General features: G+C 35.0%; 16 protein-coding genes. 9 read left to right on the top strand and 7 right to left on the bottom strand.

The window, feature by feature from the left end; translation table 11 throughout:
• Window positions 1–41: 41 nt before the first annotated feature.
• A complete protein-coding gene (locus P0Y62_15840) occupies window positions 42–2,411 on the bottom strand; it encodes an outer membrane beta-barrel family protein (protein ID WEK69308.1) in 2,370 nt (789 codons plus the stop codon).
• Between the two features lie 206 nt (window positions 2,412–2,617).
• On the opposite strand from P0Y62_15840, the gene P0Y62_15835 reads away from it, so the two are divergent.
• On the top strand, window positions 2,618–3,853 hold the full coding sequence (locus tag P0Y62_15835; protein ID WEK69307.1) for a HAMP domain-containing sensor histidine kinase: 1,236 nt from the start codon (window positions 2,618–2,620) through the stop codon (window positions 3,851–3,853).
• The gene (locus tag P0Y62_15830) at window positions 3,843–4,529 is read left to right on the top strand and encodes a response regulator transcription factor (protein WEK69306.1); all 687 of its coding nucleotides are present in this window, start codon (window positions 3,843–3,845) and stop codon (window positions 4,527–4,529) included. The genes P0Y62_15835 and P0Y62_15830 overlap by 11 nt, the downstream gene beginning before the upstream one ends.
• A gap of 7 nt (window positions 4,530–4,536) precedes the next feature.
• On the opposite strand, the gene P0Y62_15825 is transcribed toward P0Y62_15830, so the two are convergent.
• From P0Y62_15825 to P0Y62_15810, 4 genes are all read right to left on the bottom strand, one after another.
• The gene (locus P0Y62_15825) at window positions 4,537–5,364 is read right to left on the bottom strand and encodes an endonuclease/exonuclease/phosphatase family protein (protein WEK69305.1); all 828 of its coding nucleotides are present in this window, start codon (window positions 5,362–5,364) and stop codon (window positions 4,537–4,539) included.
• A gap of 171 nt (window positions 5,365–5,535) precedes the next feature.
• Entirely contained in the window at window positions 5,536–7,488 is a 1,953-nt protein-coding gene (locus P0Y62_15820; GenBank protein WEK69304.1) for a M1 family metallopeptidase, read from the bottom strand.
• A gap of 74 nt (window positions 7,489–7,562) precedes the next feature.
• Window positions 7,563–8,444 carry an SDR family oxidoreductase gene (locus tag P0Y62_15815; protein ID WEK69303.1) on the bottom strand — a complete coding sequence of 294 codons (882 nt, stop codon included), beginning with the start codon at window positions 8,442–8,444 and terminating at the stop codon, window positions 7,563–7,565.
• A gap of 165 nt (window positions 8,445–8,609) precedes the next feature.
• Window positions 8,610–9,023, bottom strand: a complete 414-nt coding sequence (locus P0Y62_15810) for a DUF1573 domain-containing protein (protein ID WEK69302.1) — start codon at window positions 9,021–9,023, stop codon at window positions 8,610–8,612.
• Between the two features lie 160 nt (window positions 9,024–9,183).
• On the opposite strand from P0Y62_15810, the gene P0Y62_15805 reads away from it, so the two are divergent.
• The 5 genes from P0Y62_15805 to P0Y62_15785 all read left to right on the top strand — a co-directional run bounded on the left by P0Y62_15805 (window position 9,184) and on the right by P0Y62_15785 (window position 15,849).
• A complete protein-coding gene (locus tag P0Y62_15805; protein ID WEK69301.1) occupies window positions 9,184–10,434 on the top strand; it encodes a HAMP domain-containing sensor histidine kinase in 1,251 nt (416 codons plus the stop codon).
• 13 nt (window positions 10,435–10,447) lie between these two features.
• Window positions 10,448–11,128 (top strand): response regulator transcription factor, encoded by a 681-nt coding sequence (locus tag P0Y62_15800; GenBank protein WEK69300.1) that lies wholly within the window; start codon window positions 10,448–10,450, stop codon window positions 11,126–11,128.
• A gap of 44 nt (window positions 11,129–11,172) precedes the next feature.
• Window positions 11,173–13,470, top strand: coding sequence for a GH92 family glycosyl hydrolase (locus P0Y62_15795; GenBank protein WEK69299.1), 2,298 nt, complete (start codon window positions 11,173–11,175; stop codon window positions 13,468–13,470).
• Between the two features lie 300 nt (window positions 13,471–13,770).
• The gene (locus P0Y62_15790) at window positions 13,771–14,778 is read left to right on the top strand and encodes an aldo/keto reductase (protein WEK69298.1); all 1,008 of its coding nucleotides are present in this window, start codon (window positions 13,771–13,773) and stop codon (window positions 14,776–14,778) included.
• Window positions 14,779–14,952: 174 nt separating this feature from the next.
• Window positions 14,953–15,849, top strand: a complete 897-nt coding sequence (locus P0Y62_15785) for a helix-turn-helix transcriptional regulator (GenBank protein ID WEK69297.1) — start codon at window positions 14,953–14,955, stop codon at window positions 15,847–15,849.
• Window positions 15,850–15,856: 7 nt separating this feature from the next.
• On the opposite strand, the gene P0Y62_15780 is transcribed toward P0Y62_15785, so the two are convergent.
• Window positions 15,857–16,240, bottom strand: a complete 384-nt coding sequence (locus P0Y62_15780) for a helix-turn-helix domain-containing protein (GenBank protein WEK69296.1) — start codon at window positions 16,238–16,240, stop codon at window positions 15,857–15,859.
• 111 nt (window positions 16,241–16,351) lie between these two features.
• On the opposite strand from P0Y62_15780, the gene P0Y62_15775 reads away from it, so the two are divergent.
• Window positions 16,352–16,954, top strand: a complete 603-nt coding sequence (locus P0Y62_15775) for an NAD(P)H-dependent oxidoreductase (protein ID WEK69295.1) — start codon at window positions 16,352–16,354, stop codon at window positions 16,952–16,954.
• Window positions 16,955–17,011: 57 nt separating this feature from the next.
• On the opposite strand, the gene P0Y62_15770 is transcribed toward P0Y62_15775, so the two are convergent.
• On the bottom strand, window positions 17,012–18,349 hold the full coding sequence (locus P0Y62_15770; GenBank protein WEK69294.1) for a dihydroorotase: 1,338 nt from the start codon (window positions 18,347–18,349) through the stop codon (window positions 17,012–17,014).
• A gap of 150 nt (window positions 18,350–18,499) precedes the next feature.
• Between P0Y62_15770 and P0Y62_15765 the strand changes: the two genes are divergently transcribed.
• The gene (locus P0Y62_15765) at window positions 18,500–19,918 is read left to right on the top strand and encodes an oligosaccharide flippase family protein (GenBank protein WEK69293.1); all 1,419 of its coding nucleotides are present in this window, start codon (window positions 18,500–18,502) and stop codon (window positions 19,916–19,918) included.
• Window positions 19,919–19,941: the final 23 nt, after the last annotated feature.

Genomic DNA, 19,941 nt, shown 5'->3' with positions numbered 1-19,941 from the left:
ATATTCATTCAGGCATGGAGAATATTTAACGAAAAATAATTTTATAACCGATCCTGTTCATCAGTTTTCTTAATGGTCTTCACATTTTTCACAGACTGATTTCCGAAATTGAATTTCAAAGAAAGTGTAAAGCCCTGCGTATCCTGATAATCTAAAAAATAATTATCCTGATTGGCATATTTTGTACTTACTTTCTGTTTCATCGTCCTGAAAATATCATTAAATATGAAGCTTGCCTCCAATTTTTTATTGAAGAATTTTCTGTTCATCACAAAATAGGCAGACCAGGATCCAGAAATCCTGAATGTTCCCTGTATTCCCGGAGAATAGTAATTATGCCCAACTTCCATTTTCCAGTCACTGTTTTTATCCAGCGTAAAAGAGGTGGAAATATTGGAAACCCAGTTCCATACTTTGTTCTTATAAAGAATCTCATCTACTCCTTTGAAGTAATTCTCATTATGCTCCAGATTCTCTGAAAGAACCAGACTCCACCAAGGTTTGATCTGGAAGTTTTTATATACACTTAATCCATAAGCCTGACCTTTTTCAATATTGGTATAGTAATAAATCAGATTATTGGAACTTGGCTCCTGAAAAGAAATTTCCATCGATGGATAGAGTTCTTTTCTGTAATAGAGATCTACATTCCATTCTTTCCATGAATAGGTAAGGTTCAGATTATGCACAATAGTCGCTTTCAGTTTAGGATCTCCCTGAAAATAAGAAAACAGGTTATAATAAGATTTAGCAGGATTCAGCCAAGAATAGGAAGGTCTGCTGATTCTTTTTCCATATGAAAAGCCGAATTCCTGTTTATTTTCAGTCGTATACTGTACATAAGCTGTCGGAAACAGACTCCAGTAATTATTTTTATTGATTTCATGAGGTTCAGATACAATACCTTCCAGGTCTGTCATTTCCGCACGAAGCCCGCCTTTGAAGCTCCATTTATCAAGATTATAAGCAAGAGAGGAATAAAGCGCGAAATTTTGTTCTTTATAATCAAAAATATTGCTTTTTTCCGGCCTGTATTCAAACTGCCCATTTTCATTATCTGAAAAATCCAATTGGCTGTTTGTTTTTACAAAACTGTACTTTACTCCAGATTCCAACTCCAATTTATCCTTTTTCCACTGATAATCAAACTGCGTGGAATAAAGCTGAATATTACTTTTATTATTCGTCAAAAAATTTCTTTCTTCCGGTGTCTGATTAACAAAATCAAGATAAGTAAGTACATTCTGATATTTCCGGGAATTATTTCCGGTAAAATAATTAATCCAGCTAAGACTGCTGTTTTTGTTTAATTTTCTGTCGACCTGAAAGCTTAATGAATTGTTAATGCTTCGGGAATGATGATCATTAATGGTGAGATAATTGGATTCCGCTATATCCTGATTATTATAAATCAGAGTAGGAACATAATACGTTCCGAAAGATTTCGGGCTGAAATATCCTGAATAATTGAGACTCACATTCGTCAAACTGTCTGCTTCATATTCAATATTAAAATTGACCGTATTCTGATTGTTATTTTTATCCTTTCTGTTCATAGTACTGATCCATCTCGTCTGGTCTTCCTGATAATTCACGTAATCTGTCCCTTCCCTGATATACGTTCCTGCTCCTCTGTAATAACTTCCCATCACAGAAAGTTTATCTTTCTTATAAAACTGGGAAATCCCGACATTTCCTTTTGCATATTGAGTCTGAACATATTTTGAAGAAATTACGCCACGATAGCCTTCTATTTTATTTTTCTTCATTACAATATTCAGAACTGCACTTCCCTGTGCTTCATATTTTGCAGGCGGATTGGTGATGACTTCAACAGATTTCACTTCATCTCCCTGAGTATTTTCAAGCAGATTTTTCAATTCGTCACCGGTCAGCATTATTTTTTTATCATTGATTGTAACTAAAATTCCGGTGCTTCCTTTAACAGTCAAAACATCATTATTTACGACTACATTCGGCGTTTTTTTCAGGATTTCCCAGGCACTGAGAGAGGAAATATTACTATTTTCCACATTGAATTCCAATCTGTCGACCTTTCTCTTTACGACAGGTTTCTTTTTCGTTACCGTAACTTCTTCAATATCTTTATGATTGCTTTTTAAAACAATATCAATAATTTGTTGTTTTTCTGTATCAAAACTCTTTTCGAAATATTCGTATTCAGGATTTTTAACTGTTATTTTTATTGGATTTACAGCAATATCTTCCAATATAAAAATGCCATTATTATCGGTATTCAGCTTTTTTACCAATATATTTTGAGAATCATATACTTCAACCGTTACGGAGGAAAGCTTTTTCTGTTCACCATTTGAAACGGTTCCTTCAATTCTTTGTTTCTGTGAAAACAGTACAACCGGGAAACACAGCAATACAATTAATTTATACATATTCTAATTTTTTTTTCGGAATTATTATGCAGCAAAATTCCATATTGTCTTCAACAATTTCGGTTAACAGAAGGTTAATGGCGTGTTAATGTCCATTAGGGAAAGACTAAATTTTTATCTTTGTTTGGATGATCTCTAAAAGTAAATATCTTATTTCGCTCTTTGCCCTCCTTTTTCTCCTTCTATTGGGGATTCAGGTCTATTTCATGTACAAAACCTATCTGGTAAAAGAGAGGGATATCTACAGAACTATTCATCAAGGTTTAACGAATTATACCGATAAACTGGAAGAAATCAGTAAAGCAAAAAATGATTCTATTGAAGATGATCTGCAAAGGATTTTTATTAAATACCGCGACAAAAAAATCAGTAAGGAAGAATTTCTGAGATATTTTGAACAAAACAGACAAAATACAGAAGCATCAATCAGTAGATATATAGATAATCATTTTAAAAAAGAAGGCTATAAAATTGCTGCCAAAATTCAATATACTTCCATTCTTTCTCTGCCTGAAAAGACTCCTCTCCTTGACAAGCCTGTTGTTTTGTATGAAACAAAGAATAAATTAAAAAAAACAGGAATTACAAGCTCGGGAAAATGGGAGAGTTCGTCTACCTCTACTACAGATGGTAAATTCAAAAAAAGAGATTCTTTTCTTGTGGAAAGCATCACTGAATTTGAAATTTTAAATATTAAAACCGTCGTATTTAAAGAGCTTATCCTTCTGTTTGTATGCTGTTTTTTACTGCTTGCAAGTGTTTTAGTCCTCTTTATTTTTACAGTCAAGAATTTAATCAAACAACAAAAACAGGTTGCAGTTCTTCATGCTGTGGTCGACAATATTTCGCATGAATTTAAAACACCTATCGCCACGTTGAAAATTGCAGCAAAAGCTTTGAAAAAAGACTGGAATCCTGAGACTCTTCCCCTTATCGACCGACAGATCAGCCGTCTCGAAAGTCTTATGAAACAGCTCCACAAAGATGAAAACGGAGAAATCCTTTTCATTCAACCTGAAGACTGGGCTTTTTTTATTCAGGATTTAGCCTTTACTTATCCTGAGATTACCTTTGCTTCTGAAATCAACGTTGCCAAAGAACTTCCGTTTGATAAGAGCCTTTTGGAAACCATCATTAAAAATCTTTGTGAAAACAGCGTAAAATACGGTGCGTCTTTAGTAAAGGTCAATATTACGGATCTTCATGAAAATCTTACGATAGAGATTGCCGATAACGGAGAAGGAATAGAAAAGAAAGAACAGAAAAATATCTTCGAAAAGTTCTACAGAATCCAGGCCAACAACATTCATAATACGAAAGGATTGGGATTGGGGCTGTATTTTGTAAAAAAAATCATTGATCAGTATAAAGGAAAAATTGAAGTTATTTCTCAACCCAAAGAAGGAACCCTCTTTAAAATAAATCTACCCTATGAAAATTAAGATCCTTTTAGCAGAAGACGATTCCGATTTCGGAATGATCCTAAAGCAGTATCTGGAACTGGAAGATTTTGAAGTCGCCTGGTTTCAGAACCCTCAAGATATTACAGAGATTTTAAAGTCTGATTTTTCTTTTCATATTGGGATTTTGGATATCATGATGCCTCATATTGACGGCTTTTCATTAGCTAAAATGATTTTAAAGGAGAAACCTGATTTCCCTATCCTGTTTTTAACTGCAAAAAATCAAAAAATTGACCGGTTAACTGGTTTAAAAATCGGAGCCGACGATTATATTTCCAAACCTTGCGATCCTGAAGAGCTTATTTTGAGAATTAAGAATATTCTTAAAAGAACTTTATCAACAACCACAGAAACGCATATAAATATTGGAAACTATTTTTTAGATACGGAAAAACTTCTGCTTTCCCATCCAGACGGAAATATCCGTTTAACGATCCGTGAACAGCAGCTTTTGCTTTATTTGTTGAAACACAATCAGAAAACGATAAAGAGAGAGGATATTTTGAATAATCTGTGGGAAACCAATGATTATTTTACAGGAAGAAGCCTTGATGTTTTTATCAGCAGATTAAGAAAATATTTTATCAACGATCCTGAAATCAAAATCCAATCCCTGAGAGGAATTGGATTTGAAATAGATTTTCCGACCAACTAATCTTTATTTAAAAAGAAAGATCTACCAACACCGGAAAGTGATCCGACGGATACAGTAAATTTTCTCTTCTGTCATTGATATGTCTGTGAGATTTTATTTTAAATCCTTTTACAAAAATATAATCTATTCTTTCTTTTGGAACTTCATTTACATTAAAATCTGTGAAGGTTCCCACAGGTCCATAATGTTTGGTTTCAGAATTGTAAAAACTGTCTTTTAAATTCTGCGAAAGGATTTTAATCGGTTCGGTATCATCCGTTAAGTTGAAATCTCCACTTAATGTCACCGGTAAATTTTTAGGATTAATCTCTTTAATTTTCTTTAAAATTAAATCCGCAGATTTCACTCTTGCCACATTTCCTACGTGATCGAAGTGAAGATTAAGCGCCATGAATTCTTTTTTAGACTTCTTATCTTTGAAAACAGCATATGTACACACTCTGTTGTAAGCGGCATCCCAACCTTTTGAAGGTTTCTCAGGGGTTTCAGACAACCAGAATGTTCCTGAATTTAAAACCTGAAGTCTATTGGCATCATAGAAAATAGCTGAAAACTCTCCTTTTTCTTTTCCGTCATCCCTTCCCACTCCTACATACTCATAGTTTTTCAATCCGTTCTTAATGTCTTTCATTTGTTCCGGAAGCGCTTCCTGAACTCCGAAATAATCCGGATGATAATAGCTCAATAAGTCGATGGCATCCTGCTTTCTTTGTGTCCAGGCATTATCTTTATCCGATTCTACCTGAAGTCTGATGTTGAAACTCATTACTTTCAGATCCTGAGAAAAATTGAGGATGAAAAGTAATACCAATAGTCCTGAAAATTTAAATTTCATTATTCTTAATTAAAAAGTTAAACAAAAATAAAACATATGTCTCATAAAGAAGCAATGAATACTGATTTTATTATTTAAACAAAAAACTCCGGAAAATATTCCGGAGCCTAAATATCTGAATTATTTCTTTTTAGTAAATTAAATTTCTTTGAACGTTTTTTAAATAACCTTTTATTTGGAAGACTGATCGTCAGAATTCCAGCTGTTATTTTTAGGATTCACATCTGGAATCTGAGAATTAGGATCCAGTTTTACCTGAGCAATTTCTTTTGTAGAATCGATTTTAAAGGTCCATTCCGTATTTCGTTTCCAGACTTCTACCGGTAATTTTACGATTTGTTCTGTACCGTCTTTAAATTTTACCTGAACGGTTGTCGGCATTGGTAATTGTCCTAAATTTTCTACCGTAATCTGTGCACCATTTTTAAAGTCTCCGTTTACGTATTTCACATTTTTAACTGACTGATCGATTTTCCATTTATTGATAAACCATCCTCTCCAGAACCAGTTAAGCTCTTCTCCGGAAACATTTTCCATCGTGTGGAAAAAATCCCAAGGAGTAGGATGCTTGAAAGCCCAACGCTTGATATAAGTTCTGAATGCTTTATCGAATTTTTCAGGTCCCAGGATCGAATTTCTTAAAACTTCCAATCCAATACCTGGTTTATAGTAAGCCAAAACCCCGATGCTTCTTTCTTTCATATTATCCGGTCCCACCATAACAGGTTCGAAATTATCATTCATCAGAAAGCCTCCTGTTTGAGCAATATTTTTCTTTGAATAGTATTCTCCTTTGTTGAAAGCTTCTGTTGAAAGTTCATTGATAAAAGTATTGAAACCTTCGTCCATCCAAGCAAATAATCTTTCATTGGAACCTACGATCATCGGAAACCAGTTGTGCCCGAACTCATGATCCGTAACTCCCCAAAGACCTCCTCCTTTGGAGTCCATATGACAGAAAACAATTCCGGGATACTCCATTCCTCCTTCATTACCGGCAACGTTTGTGGCTGCAGGATAGGTATATTCATACCATTTTGCTGAATAATGCTCAATGGCCGACTTTGTATATTCTGTTGATCTTCCCCAAGCTTTTTCTCCCGCACTTTCTGCAGGATAGGCAGAGACCGCTAAAGATTTTTTACCGCTTGGAAGATTAATTTTTGCTGCGTCTATAATAAAGGCTGAAGAAGACGCCCAAGCAAAATCTCTTGCCTGATTAATCTTAAATTTCCATGTTTTTGTTCCGGTCGCCTGATTTTTACCCAATTCAGATTCCGGGCGGATCATTATTGTTTTGTCACTGTTTCTGGCTTCTTCCCATCGTTTATTCTCTTCTTTAGTGTAAACTTCTTTTGCATTAAGCAGTTCTCCTGAAGCCACAACATATTGATTGGCCGGAACAGTAATATTTGCAGTAATATTTCCATATTCCAGATAAAATTCGGAAGCTCCCAGATAAGGCAATGTATTCCATCCTAAAACATCATCATACACACACATTCTCGGATACCATTGAGCCATCGTGAAGATTTTCCCATTCTTGGTATCCTGTATTCCCATTCTGTCTGATCCGTATTTTGGCGAAAGGAAAGAATATTCAATTTTAATTTTTGCAACTCCACCATTAGATTTCAGTTCTTCAGGAAGATCAATCTGCATTCTGGTATCCGTAATGGTATACTTTACGTCTTTTCCATTATATTTTACAGATTTTATTTTATATCCTCCCTCAAATTCTTCACCGTGAGCACCATTTCTGCTTCCCGACATAGGTACTACGGCATTTCCTCTTGAATTTTTTTCAAATAAATTCTGATCCAGCTGCAGCCATAGGAAACCCAGCCTATCCGGACTGTTATTTGTATAAGTAATTTCTGCAGTTCCAAAGACTTCATTTTTAGCCTCATTAAGGCTTATATTCAGATGATAGTCTGCAGAATTTTGCCAATACGCGTGTCCCGGCTGTCCACTTGCAGATCTGGTTTCAGTTCCGGTCTGCGAATAGAAAAATGGCTTAAATACTTCTACATAATCATATTTTGGTGATTCCTGAGCATACGCTGGCTGTGCAAAAAGAGCAACCGCAACTGCCGAAATAAGGGTTGGAAGTTTAAAATTCATTGAGATTCTTTTCATAATAAGTAAAAAAAATCCCGAAATCGTTACAGATCCGGGAAATTAATAATATTTTTAAATCAATTTGATTTTTTAGCTTTAATCATTGCTTCTAAAGCATCCCACATTTCCTGAGGAATATCTTCAAGCATATTGAATTCTCCTGCTCCCTGCAACCATTCTCCTCCATCAATAGTTACCACTTCCCCGTTCATATAAGCAGAATAATCTGAAACCAGATAAGCGGCCAGATTAGCCAGCTCCTGATGTTCTCCCACTCTTCTTAACGGAACTTTTTTCTTCATATCGAATTTTTCCTGCAGATCTCCCGGAAGAAGTCTGTCCCATGCACCTTTCGTAGGGAAAGGTCCTGGAGCAATTGCATTGAAACGGATTCCATATTTAGCCCATTCTACCGCAAGAGATCTCGTCATTGCCAAAACTCCCGCTTTTGCACAGGCTGAAGGAACAACATATGCCGAACCAGTCCATGAATACGTTGTCACAATATTCAAAACCGTACCCGGAGTTTTTGAATCAATCCAATGTTTCCCGATGGAAAGTGTACAGTTTTTTGTTCCTTTTAAAACAATATCTAAAATAGAATCAAATGCGGAATGTGTTAGCCTTTCGGTTGGGGAGATAAAATTTCCTGCGGCATTATTCAAGAGGATATCAATTCTTCCAAATTCTTTCAGAGCCGCTTCCTTCATTGCTTCTACCTCATCCCAGTTTCTCACATCACATGCAACGCAAAGAACTTTTCCTCCGGTTTCATCTTCCAGTTCTTTTGCTGTTCCTTGTAGTTTTTCCAAATTTCTTGAGGTAATCACTACTTTTGCGCCCAGCTGAAGAAAATATCTGGTCATCGCTTTTCCAAGACCGCTTCCTCCTCCTGTGACGATGGCTACTTTATCTTTCAGTGCGTCTTCACGCAGCATTGGTTGTGTATAAAGATTCATACGTTTTATTTTTTCTTAAAAATAATAAATATTGAAACGCCAACCTTTAAAATGTATCAAGAAATAATGCAACAAATAATTGTTTTTTAAACAACAATCTATTAAAAACAAAACAGCCCGACGAAAATTCATCAGGCTGTTTTATATTGAACAAGATTAAATTAATTAAGAAGCCACTACAGTTCCTTTGAAAGAAAGTGTTTTTGGAGTTTTGCTGTCACTTGTGGTAACATTTACCGTTTTCATAAATGCTCCTGCGTTAGCTGCATTGTAGCTTGCCTCAACAAAACCTTTTTTCCCTGGAAGGATTGGAGTTTTTGTATAATCAGCAGTTGTACATCCGCAAGATGGTGCTACATTTTCAATAACGATTGGCTTATTAGATGTATTTGTAAATTCAAATCTGATTACTTTTGGTTTTCCCTGAGGAATATTACCTACATCAATAGATTCTGATTTCCATTTAATAGCATCTGCAAGTACTTTTACTACTGGAGAATGGTCAGCAGGAAGTACGTTTGCATAAAAAGGAGAGCATGCCAAAACTGCCAATAGTGCTGTAATTTTTAAATTTTTCATGAGTATAAATTTTAATAATTATAAATAGCCAATTATTTTTTCGATAAAGCAAATGTAAGATGAATTTAAATACAACATGTTAATCGTTATCAAACATTTGTTAATAAGTTGTTAACGATAAAAAATTAATAGATATTTTTGGATAATATTGTTTCTGTAAATGGAAATAAAAAGACTTAATATTATTATAACGCTTGGGTTTGTAGCTATTATCGGAATTTTGATAGCCCAGCTTTTATGGACCCGACAGGCCTACAATCTAGAAGATCAGAAATTTAATCAAAAAGTAAATATTGCATTACTGGAAGTGGTAGAAAAACTATCCGGTGGTAAAACTTCTTTTGCAGAAAATCCCGTTCAGAATATTTCTAATGATTATTACGTAGTTAATATCAATAATGAATTTCACCCTGCCGTTTTAGAACATTATTTAAAAACAGAATTTACCCGTTTTCAGATCAATACTAATTATGTATACGCTCTTTACAATTGTCATAGTGATAAAATGATGTACGGGAAATTTATTTCTAAAAATCAGGAACCTCCTAATTATAAGGTCATCCAATTCCCGAAACATAAAAACCTGGTCTATTATTTTTCTATCCGTTTTCCGGATAGAAAAACCTACCTGATCAGTTCGCTGCGTTTTTGGTATCTGCTTACATTCGCTTTGATTATTATTCTTTTGGTGTATGTATATTCAATTTACACCATTATTCAGCAGAAAAAGTTTTCAGAATTACAGAGAGATTTCATCAATAATATGACGCATGAGTTTAAAACCCCTCTTTCGTCTATCCTTTTAGCTTCAGAAGCCCTGAAAAAACAGGATCAGATAAAAGAAAATCCAAAACTGCAAACTTATACTTCCATCATCACTGATCAAAGTCATAAGCTCAACAGTCATATTGAAAAAATCCTGAATATTGCCAAAAATGATGCTTCAGGACTGTCATTAAAGCCTCAAAGAATAATTCTACTGCCTTTTATCCAGGAAATTGCAGATACTGTAAAACAAAAAAATGAAAACCTCTCCATTGAAATTAATATTGACAGTGACACTTCAGTGATTGCTGATGAATTTCACTTTAGCAATATCATTTACAATATTTTAGACAATTCTATTAAATATTGCGAAACAACACCAATGATTGCCATTTCTTCTTTTAAAGATTCAAAAGGCTTATATTTAAAGTTTAAAGACAACGGAATAGGAATTCCCGCTAAAAATATTCCTCACATTTTTGATAAGTTTTATAGAGTAAATACCAGTAAAAGTGATGAGGTAAATGGTTTTGGACTGGGGTTATTTTATGTAAAAAAGATTGTGCAGCAGCACAACTGGAAAATTTCGGTGGAGAATAATAACGATCAAGGAATTACCGTGACCCTGTTTTTACCTTTTAAATAATAAAGTGCAATTCATGGAGAAATCTAAAATTTTATATGCTGAAGATGACACAACGATAGCTTTTCTGGTGCAGGACAGCCTGGAAAGTTATTATGATATCTGCTGGTATCCTGACGGAAAATCTGCATTAGAAGCATTTAATAACGAAAGTTTTGACATTTGTCTTTTAGATATCATGATGCCGGAAATGAACGGCTTTGAACTGGCACAATATATTCGGGAAGAAAACTCTGAGATTCCTATCATTTTTATTTCTGCCAAAGCTTTAAAGGAAGACCGAATAAAAGGGTTAAAAATAGGTGCGGATGATTATTTGGTAAAACCGTTCAGTATTGAAGAACTGATCCTGAAAATTGAAGTATTCCTCAAACGTTCAAAAAAGACAGAACCTTCTTCACAAAAATATAGGGTCGGAAAATTTAACTTTGATCCTAAAAACTATACTTTGCAAAATCAGGAAAATACGATAACCCTTACCCAAAGAGAAGCTGAACTCCTGTTATATTTTATCCGTCATAAAAACACAGTTCTCAAGAGACAGGATATTCTGAAGGCAATCTGGGGCGATGACGATTATTTTATGGGGAGAAGCCTCGATGTTTTTATTTCAAGATTGAGGAAGATTTTTGCTGATGAAGCCAATATTATGATTGAAAACATTCACGGGATTGGTTTCCGTTTTTCAGAAAAATAATCAACAAGTTTTTATATACATTTACTGTTTAAAAATCTCTATGTATGAAAAGACCGGGAATCTGTTTATTTTTATTTCTTTTATTTTTTAATTCACCCACTCAAGCTCAAAAATTTGAAAAACTCTATCAATATGTCAATCCATTGATAGGGACAGAAAAAATGGGCCATACTTATCCCGGAGCAACGGCACCTTTTGGAGCAGTACAATTAAGCCCGGAAACAGATACGATCTCTTACGAACTGAACGGAAAGTATAATGGTGAAGTCTATAAATATTGTGCAGGTTACCGTTACGAAGACAAAACGATTGTAGGTTTTAGTTCCACACACTTTAGCGGAACAGGACATTCTGATCTGGGAGATTTTTTGATCATGCCGACCGTTGGAAAATTACAATTAAGCCCGGGAACAGCGACAAATCCTGAGAATGGATATAGAAGCAGGTTTTCACATCAAAATGAAACCGCAGAAGCAGGATATTACAAAGTAAAGCTTGATGATCACAATATTTTAGCAGAACTTACCTCAACAACAAGAGTCGGAGTTCATCGCTATACTTTCCCAAAATCTGACCAGGCACACATTATTCTTGATTTAATGGCCGGAATTTACAATTATGATGGCAAAAACATCTGGACTTATGTTCGTGTGGAGAACGGGAATACCATTACCGGATATCGGCAAACCAATGGTTGGGCAAGAACAAGAACGGTTTATTTTGCCCTTAAATTCTCAAAGCCATTCAAGTCATACGGTCAGAAAAATTATGACGGAAAGCAAGTGTACAATGGTTTCTGGAGAAAATTCGATCAGACCAAAAACTTTCCGGAAATCGCAGGAAAAAATCTGAAAATGTATTTTGATTTTGATACGAATGAAAATGAAGCAATCGAAGTAAAGCTGGCAATTTCTCCCGTAAGTCAGGCCAATGCAATGGAAAATCTGGAAAAAGAAGTTGGAAACCTATCTTTTAACCAAATAAAAGCCCAAACCCAGGAAAACTGGAATAAGGAATTAAATAAAATTGTCATTAAAGGTTCTGAAATCGAGAAAACAAACTTTTACACCGCGATGTACCATACTTTTATCAATCCGACGACTTATAATGATGTCAACGGAGAATATAAAGGTTTAGATCAAAATATGCATAAAGCAGAAAATTTCACAAATTATACAACCTTCTCTCTTTGGGATACGTATCGCGCACTTCATCCTTTCTTCAATATCATTCAGCCGAAAAGAAACGGTGATATGGTGAAATCGATGATGGCTCATTATGATCAGTTTTCTATGAAAATGCTTCCGATCTGGTCGCATTACGCGAATGACAACTGGTGTATGAGTGGTTATCATAGTGTAAGTGTAGTTGCAGATGCTATTATTAAAGGAAATTATAACGGTGATGTCAAAGAAGCTTTGAAAGCCTGTGTCGCAACTGCCAACAAAAGAGACTATGAAGGAATCGGACAATATATCGATCTGGGATATATTCCCGCCGAGAAAAACGGAACTTCAGTTTCCAACACTCTGGAATATGCTTATGATGATTGGACGATTGCTCAATTGGCAAAACATTTGGGTGAAACGGAAATTTACAATCAGTTCATCAAGCGTTCTGAAAACTGGAAAAACAATTTTGATAAATCAATCGGATTTATGCGTCCGCGTTTAGCAGATGGAAGCTTTAAAAAAGACTTTAATGCATTAAGCACTCACGGACAAGGTTTCATTGAAGGAAATTCGTGGAACTACAGCTTTTTTGTTCCTCAAAATCCTGATGAGCTTATTGCTTTGATGGGCGGAAAGAAAAAATTCGCTTCAAAACTGAATGAACTGTTCACCATGCATTTACCTGACGAGTTTTTTGCAGATACTGAAGACATTACCCGAGAAGGAATTATCGGTGGATATGTTCACGGAAATGAACCAGCACATCATGTTGCTTATCTCTACAACTGGGCAGGACAGCCTTGGAAAACTCAGGCTCAGATTCGTCATATTCTGGAAATGCAGTATAAAGCAACTCATGATGGGTTGGGAGGAAATGACGATACAGGACAAATGAGCGCCTGGTATATTTTGAGCTCGTTGGGCTTTTATCCTGTTGCTCCAGGATCCGAAGATTATGCTATTGGAAGTCCTGCGATTGACAATGCGGTTTTAAATCTGGAAAACGGAAAAACATTTGAAATTGAAGCCATCGATCAAAGTCCAAAAAATGTATATGTTCAGAAAATTCTTTTGAACGGAAAAGAGATCAAGAATTTCACCTTAAAACATTCTGAAATCATGAATGGTGGAAAACTAAGCTTTTTTATGAGTTCGAAACCAAGAAAATAAATCACCTGTTGTCATTCTGAATGCAGCGAAACCGTAATGAAGAATCTATTTTAATCTTCCACAGATTTCACAGATCTTCACAGATGATTGTGTTACAGTTGGTCATTCTGATGAAGGAAGAAGCTTTATTTATAACTGTATCTCTCGCAGATTTGGCTGATTACGCAGATGATAATGTTATAAATTTTTACAACACTCAAGAGAAAATTCACAATCTGTAATTTGCATACGACAATCATCGTTTTGCATACATCCGGTTCTGAATTTCTGCTGAATTTTGTATCAATAAAATATAACGATATGAAATTAAGTCAGGTAAAATTAGGAAGTCAGGGATTAATAGTTCCGAATATTGGTTTGGGATGTATGGGAATGACTGGTTTTGGCGATGCCGATATGTATGGTAAAAGTGATGAAAAGGAAGCCATTGCAACCATTCACCGCTCTCTGGAATCGGGAGGAAATTTTCTGGATACAGCAGATTTATACGGCCCTTTTAAAAATGAGCAATTAATTGCAAAAGCGATTGAAGGAAATCGCGACCAATATATCATTGCCACAAAATTCGGTTGGGAAATTGATGACAACGACCAGATCACCTGGAAAATTAAAGGAAATAAGGATTATGTAAAAAAATCGGTTGAACGTTCTTTGAAAAATCTAAAGACGGATTATATTGACCTGTATTATATGCATCGTCTCGATAAAAACACTCCTGTTGAGGAAACCGTCGAAGCAATGAGCGATCTGGTAAAGGAAGGTAAAGTGGGTTATATTGGTTTATCAGAAGTATCTTCTGAAACTGTAAAGAGAGCGCACGCCGTTCATCCCATCTCTGCGGTTCAAAGTGAATATTCTTTATTTGAGAGAACAGCCGAAGAAAAAGGAGTGATTAAAACACTGAATGAATTAGGAATTGGTTTTGTTGCCTATTCTCCTTTGGGAAGAGGATTTTTATCCGGTCAGATTCGTACGATTGATGATTTGCCTGCCAATGATTTCAGAAGAAAAATTCCTCGTTTCCAGGAACAGTATTTTCATAAAAATATTGAGCTGGTAGAAGCCATTGAAAACCTTGCTAAAGAAAAAAACATCACCTCATCACAATTGGCTCTGGCATGGATCATCAGCAAAGGAATTCTTCCTATTCCGGGAACGAAACGCAGAAAATATCTTGAACAGAATATTGAAGCTTCAAAGATCGAATTAACAGAAGCAGAACTTCAGAAATTAGAAAGCATCGTCCCTTTGGGAACAGATACTGGTGCTCCTTATGATGAATTCAGCATGGGACTTTTGGATTATTAATTTTCTTCTAAAATAAATATTTGTGGTTTGTCATTCTGACGAAGGAAGAATCTCTATTTTTATTATTAAAGATTATTCACTCCATTTCATTTCGTTCAGAATGACAGACTATTTATAAATACAAAATGGATTAAGGCACCCAAATTATTACCTTTACTATTTAGAAATTCAATTATGAACACCATACAATCAATTTCAGCATTTCACAGATTGCTTTCTCTTCCCGAGCCAAAGCATCCAATGATAAGCGTCATCAATCTTTCTGAAAGTGTTTTTATTGAAGACGATGTGTGGAAAGGCTTTACAAGCCGGTATTACTGTGTAGCGCTAAAACGAAATGCAACCGGAAAAATAAAATACGGGCAACAACACTACGATTACGACAAAGGTGTACTGAGCTTTACGGCTCCAAACCAGGTTCAATATCTGGACTTACAAACGATAGAGTGCGGAAACACTGGATACCTGTTGATTTTTCATGAAGATTTTCTGTTGAAACACTCTCTGGCAAAGACCATTTCTTCTTACGGATTTTTCTCCTACGCCGTAAATGAAGCATTACATCTATCTGAAGATGAAGAAAATGATTTACTTGAGATCCTGTATAAAATCGACAAAGAATGTCAACATATCGATCATCATACCCAGGAAATTATTTTGTCACAAATCGAACTGCTGTTAAACTACTCAAAGAGATTTTATGAAAGACAATTCATCACCCGTAAAAGCGGAAATCATCAGCTCCTGACCAAATTTGAAACGTATCTGAATAATTATTTTGATAAAGAATCTCCTGAAAAAGGTCTTCTAACAGTACATCACATTGCAGAAGCCATGAATCTTTCACCTAATTATTTAAGTGATCTTTTGCGGATTCACTCCGGACAAAATACACAGCAGCATATTCATGAAAAGCTGATCAGTAAAGCAAAAGAAAAACTTTCGACAACAGAATTATCAGTAAGCGAAATTGCTTACGAACTGGGATTTGAACATTCCCAATCGTTCAGTACACTTTTTAAAAAGAAAACGAATATGTCGCCTTTAGAATTCAGGCAGTCTTTTAATTAAAAACTTTTTATTTTTCGAAAATATCTTCCCTAATATTCGCTTTATGCTTTCTTCCCCATTCAGAAAGCGCCATGATAACCGATTTCAGTGTTCTGCTGTAATCTGTAGAAATATATTCTACAACTACCGGTGTTTGTTCTGCATGCACGACTCTTTTAACAAAACCGTTCAACTCCAGATCTTTCAACTCATTAGACAAAACTCTGGCAGAAATTCCGGGAATTGTTCTTTGTAATTCATTGAAACGGATATTACCGATTTCCTGCAAAACAATAATGATTTTCAGTTTCCATTTTCCACCGATCACATAGATTGCATCTTCCACTGAGGAAAGGTTTTCAGAACATTTTTGAACCGTTATCGGTTCTTCTAGAATAGCTGTATTTTCCATAAGTTTAAATTTTTAAACTAACCCAAAGGTTACTACTAACCTTTTGTTTACTACTAACTTTTGATAAGCAAATGTACATAATTTTGCTTAAGAAATTTTAATTAAAAAATAATGAAAAACATACTTCACATTATTTCAAGTCCAAGAGCTGAAATATCTGCAAGCAGAAAATTAGGAAATGCGGTTGTAAAAAGAATTCAGGAAAAGTATCCGGATGCTGTTGTGAAAGAGCGCGATCTGACGAAAGAATCAGTGCCGATTTTAGAAGAAAAACACATCAATACTTTTTTCTCCCCTGTAGAAAGTCATTCTCCTGAACAGGCAGAAATCAATGAATATTCAACAGGATTGATTTCAGAATTACAGGAAGCGGATATTATTATCGTAGATTCTCCGATGTATAATTTCTCTGTTCCTGCATCACTCAGAGCCTATTTTGACTTCACTTCAAGAGCAGGATATACTTTTAAATATGATGAAAACGGGCCACAAGGATTGTTGAATGACAAGAAATTATACATTGCTTTTACATCCGGAAATATTTATTCGGAAGGTCCTTTTCAGATATACGATTCCAATGTACCTTATATCAAAAACGTCTTTGGATTCTATGGAGTTACCGATGTTAGTGTTTTCCGTGCTGAAGGTTTAGCAATTCCGGGAATTATGGAAACTTCTTTAGAAAAAGCAATTGACAATATTACAATCGATTAATTTTTTTGAAAAAATGTTAGAAAAAAGCCTTTTCAAAATTTGAAAAGGCTTTTATATTTAATCCTGAACCTCGAAAAGCAAGCGCTCCCCGAATTTTTCTCCGTTAATTTTTCCGTTTTCGAAAACCAGATTTCCGTTAACAAAAGTGTGAGTCACCTTAGAATGGAAATTCATGCCTTCTAATGGACTCCAGCCACATTTATAGAGAACATTTTCTTTTTCCACCGTCCAGTCTTCATTTAAATCTACTAAAACCAAATCGGCTTTATAGCCTTCTCTGATGAATCCTCTCTTTTCAATTCTGAATAAAATTGCAGGATTATGAGCCATTTTTTCAACGATTCTTTCCAAAGAAATTTTTCCGTTTCTGTAATTTTCCAGCATTACTACTAAAGAATGTTGTACCAATGGTGCTCCTGAAGGACATTTTGTATATACATTCTGTTTCTCTTCCCAGGTGTGAGGTGCGTGATCTGTTGCGATCACATCAATTCTGTCATCCAACAATGCTTCCCAAAGTCCGTCTTTATCTTTCTGAGTTTTTACAGCTGGATTCCATTTAATTAGTCCTCCTCTCGTTTCATAGTCTTCATTTGTAAACGTTAAATGATGAACACAGACTTCTGCTGTTATTTTTTTATCTTTTAAAGGGATATCATTTCTGAAAAGTTCCGTTTCAATGGCCGTTGACAAATGAAAAACATGAAGTCTGGCTCCAGTTTTCTTTGCCAATTCAATGGCTTTTGAAGAAGATTTGTAGCAAGCTTCCTCACTTCTAATCAGGTGATGAAATTTCACAGGGATATCTTCCCCATATTCATCCAGGTATTTTTGGGTATTCGCTCTGATCGTGGCTTCATCCTCACAATGCACAGCAATCAGCATTTTGGTATTGCTGAAAATATTTTCCAACGTTTCAGGATTGTCAACCAACATATTTCCTGTAGAAGAACCCAGAAATAATTTGATTCCCGGAACATTTCTCGGATTTGTTTTTAAGACTTCTTCCAGGTTATCATTAGTACCACCCATCATAAAACCATAATTCGCAAATGACTTTTGGGCAGCAATTTCATATTTATCAGCCAATAATTCTTGAGTTACCGCATTCGGAACAGTATTCGGCTGCTCAATAAAGCTCGTCGTTCCTCCCGCAATAGCAGCTCTGGATTCACTTTCAATATCGCCTTTATGCGTCAAACCCGGCTCACGAAAATGGACCTGATCATCAATAACTCCCGGCAAAAGATATTTTCCTGAAGCATCTATAATCTGATCTGCATCTTCAGAAATTTGGGCATCTATTTTGGAAATTAAATCATTTTCAATTAAAATATCACCTTCAAGAATTTTGCCTTCGTTGACGATTTTTACATTTTTGATTAAGGTCTTCATTTTACTTTTTTAGATTTTGATGCCAGATTCTAATTCCGAGATTCCAGCGGATTTTCATTTCAAGCAAAATTAAGATTTATGAATGAATTTTAAGGTCGCTGATAAAAAAATCAATTTCTAAATATTTACATTTGCATAAAATTTCACATCTTGAAAAAACTTCTCAACGAGACTATTATATATGGAATTGGGGCAATAATGCCGAGGATAATTGTCGTTTTGCTTAATTATTTATTTATTAAAAATATCGATAATAGTGCTTTTGCCATCTTTACCAATCTGTATGCACTGATATCATTCGTTAATATTGTTCTTTCTTTCGGTTTTGAAACAGCCTATTTCAGATTTTCCTCAGATAAGGACAATGAACAAAAGGTATTCAACACTTCTTTCTGGTTTTTGACGGGCTTATCAACTGTATTTTTAATCCTGGTTTTATTATTCAATCAGCCTATTGCCGATCTTTTTGACTATTCAAATACTCCGGAATTTATCCGATGGTTTGCATGGATTGCCTTCTTCGATAATATTCTCGTGATTCCTTTGGCCTGGTTCAGATTCCACAACAGACCTATAAAATATACGGCAGTTAGAGTCATACAGGCAGTTTTCCAAAGTGCTTTTGCCATTGCTTTATTTATTTATATTCCGCAGGAATTTTCTTTGAAACTAGGCTTAAAAGAAAAAGTTTCTTACCCTTTCTACAGTAATTTGGCGGCAAGTTTTGTTGGTGTTTTGTTGGTTATTCCGGTTATTTTAAAAGTAAAATTTCAGTTTTCCAAAAATCTTTTCCTTCAGATGATCAAATACTCATGGCCAATTATGATTGCTGGTTTGGCCTTTATGGTTAATGAAAATTTTGATAAGTTCATTCAAAGATTCTTAATTGATGATTCTGATGCAGGAGCTTATGGCGGATGTTACAAAATGGCAGTATTGATGACCCTTTTCGTAACCGCTTACAGAATGGGGATTGAACCGTTTTTCTTTAAACAGATGAATAATGAAAACGCCAAAAAAACCTATGCGAAAGTCACGGAATATTTTTCATTCTTTGCTTCAATAGTCGCTTTGGGAATTATTGCAAACGTTTCCTGGATAAAGCTTTTATTAGTTCCAAACAGCTCATATTGGATTGCAATTAATATCATTCCGATTATTGTCATCGCCAACTTATTTTTTGGAATTTATTACAATCTTTCAACCTGGTATAAAGTGACCGACAGAACAAGAGTCGGAACCTATATTTCCTGGACCGGTGCAATTATCACCATCATTTTAAATTTAACTCTTCTAAAAACATATGGTTTCATGGTGTCTGCCTGGGTGACCTTAGCAGCTTATTTCTCCATGATGATTCTTTCATACTGGCTTGGACAGAAATATTATCCAATTCCTTACAGAATGAAGAAGATTTCTTTTTTCATTGTACTTTTAGCAGTTTTCAGCTACATAATCGTAGCATTTTTCGATTACAATTTATGGATTGGAAATTTATTATTCCTTGTTTATTCCGGTATTTTAATCTACTCAGAAAAAGACATGCTGCTCTCAAGAATCAAAAGATAAACTTTGGCCTTTTATTTGTGAAT

Source organism: Candidatus Chryseobacterium colombiense (assembly GCA_029203185.1).
GTDB classification, from domain to species: Bacteria; Bacteroidota; Bacteroidia; order Flavobacteriales; family Weeksellaceae; genus Chryseobacterium; species Chryseobacterium colombiense.
The sequence above is the reverse complement of the archived record's forward strand: the minus strand, read 5'-3'. Positions and strand labels throughout refer to the sequence as shown.

Excerpts from the sequence above, each read along its gene's own strand:
- P0Y62_15840 (WEK69308.1), bottom strand. The coding sequence starts at position 2,411 with ATGTATAAATTAATTGTATTGCTGTGTTTCCCGGTTGTACTGTTTTCA.
- P0Y62_15835 (WEK69307.1), top strand. The coding sequence starts at position 2,618 with ATGTACAAAACCTATCTGGTAAAAGAGAGGGATATCTACAGAACTATT.
- P0Y62_15830 (WEK69306.1), top strand. The coding sequence starts at position 3,843 with ATGAAAATTAAGATCCTTTTAGCAGAAGACGATTCCGATTTCGGAATG.
- P0Y62_15825 (WEK69305.1), bottom strand. The coding sequence starts at position 5,364 with ATGAAATTTAAATTTTCAGGACTATTGGTATTACTTTTCATCCTCAAT.
- P0Y62_15820 (WEK69304.1), bottom strand. The coding sequence starts at position 7,488 with ATGAATTTTAAACTTCCAACCCTTATTTCGGCAGTTGCGGTTGCTCTT.
- P0Y62_15815 (WEK69303.1), bottom strand. The coding sequence starts at position 8,444 with ATGAATCTTTATACACAACCAATGCTGCGTGAAGACGCACTGAAAGAT.
- P0Y62_15810 (WEK69302.1), bottom strand. The coding sequence starts at position 9,023 with ATGAAAAATTTAAAAATTACAGCACTATTGGCAGTTTTGGCATGCTCT.
- P0Y62_15805 (WEK69301.1), top strand. The coding sequence starts at position 9,184 with ATGGAAATAAAAAGACTTAATATTATTATAACGCTTGGGTTTGTAGCT.
- P0Y62_15800 (WEK69300.1), top strand. The coding sequence starts at position 10,448 with ATGGAGAAATCTAAAATTTTATATGCTGAAGATGACACAACGATAGCT.
- P0Y62_15795 (WEK69299.1), top strand. The coding sequence starts at position 11,173 with ATGAAAAGACCGGGAATCTGTTTATTTTTATTTCTTTTATTTTTTAAT.
- P0Y62_15790 (WEK69298.1), top strand. The coding sequence starts at position 13,771 with ATGAAATTAAGTCAGGTAAAATTAGGAAGTCAGGGATTAATAGTTCCG.
- P0Y62_15785 (WEK69297.1), top strand. The coding sequence starts at position 14,953 with ATGAACACCATACAATCAATTTCAGCATTTCACAGATTGCTTTCTCTT.
- P0Y62_15780 (WEK69296.1), bottom strand. The coding sequence starts at position 16,240 with ATGGAAAATACAGCTATTCTAGAAGAACCGATAACGGTTCAAAAATGT.
- P0Y62_15775 (WEK69295.1), top strand. The coding sequence starts at position 16,352 with ATGAAAAACATACTTCACATTATTTCAAGTCCAAGAGCTGAAATATCT.
- P0Y62_15770 (WEK69294.1), bottom strand. The coding sequence starts at position 18,349 with ATGAAGACCTTAATCAAAAATGTAAAAATCGTCAACGAAGGCAAAATT.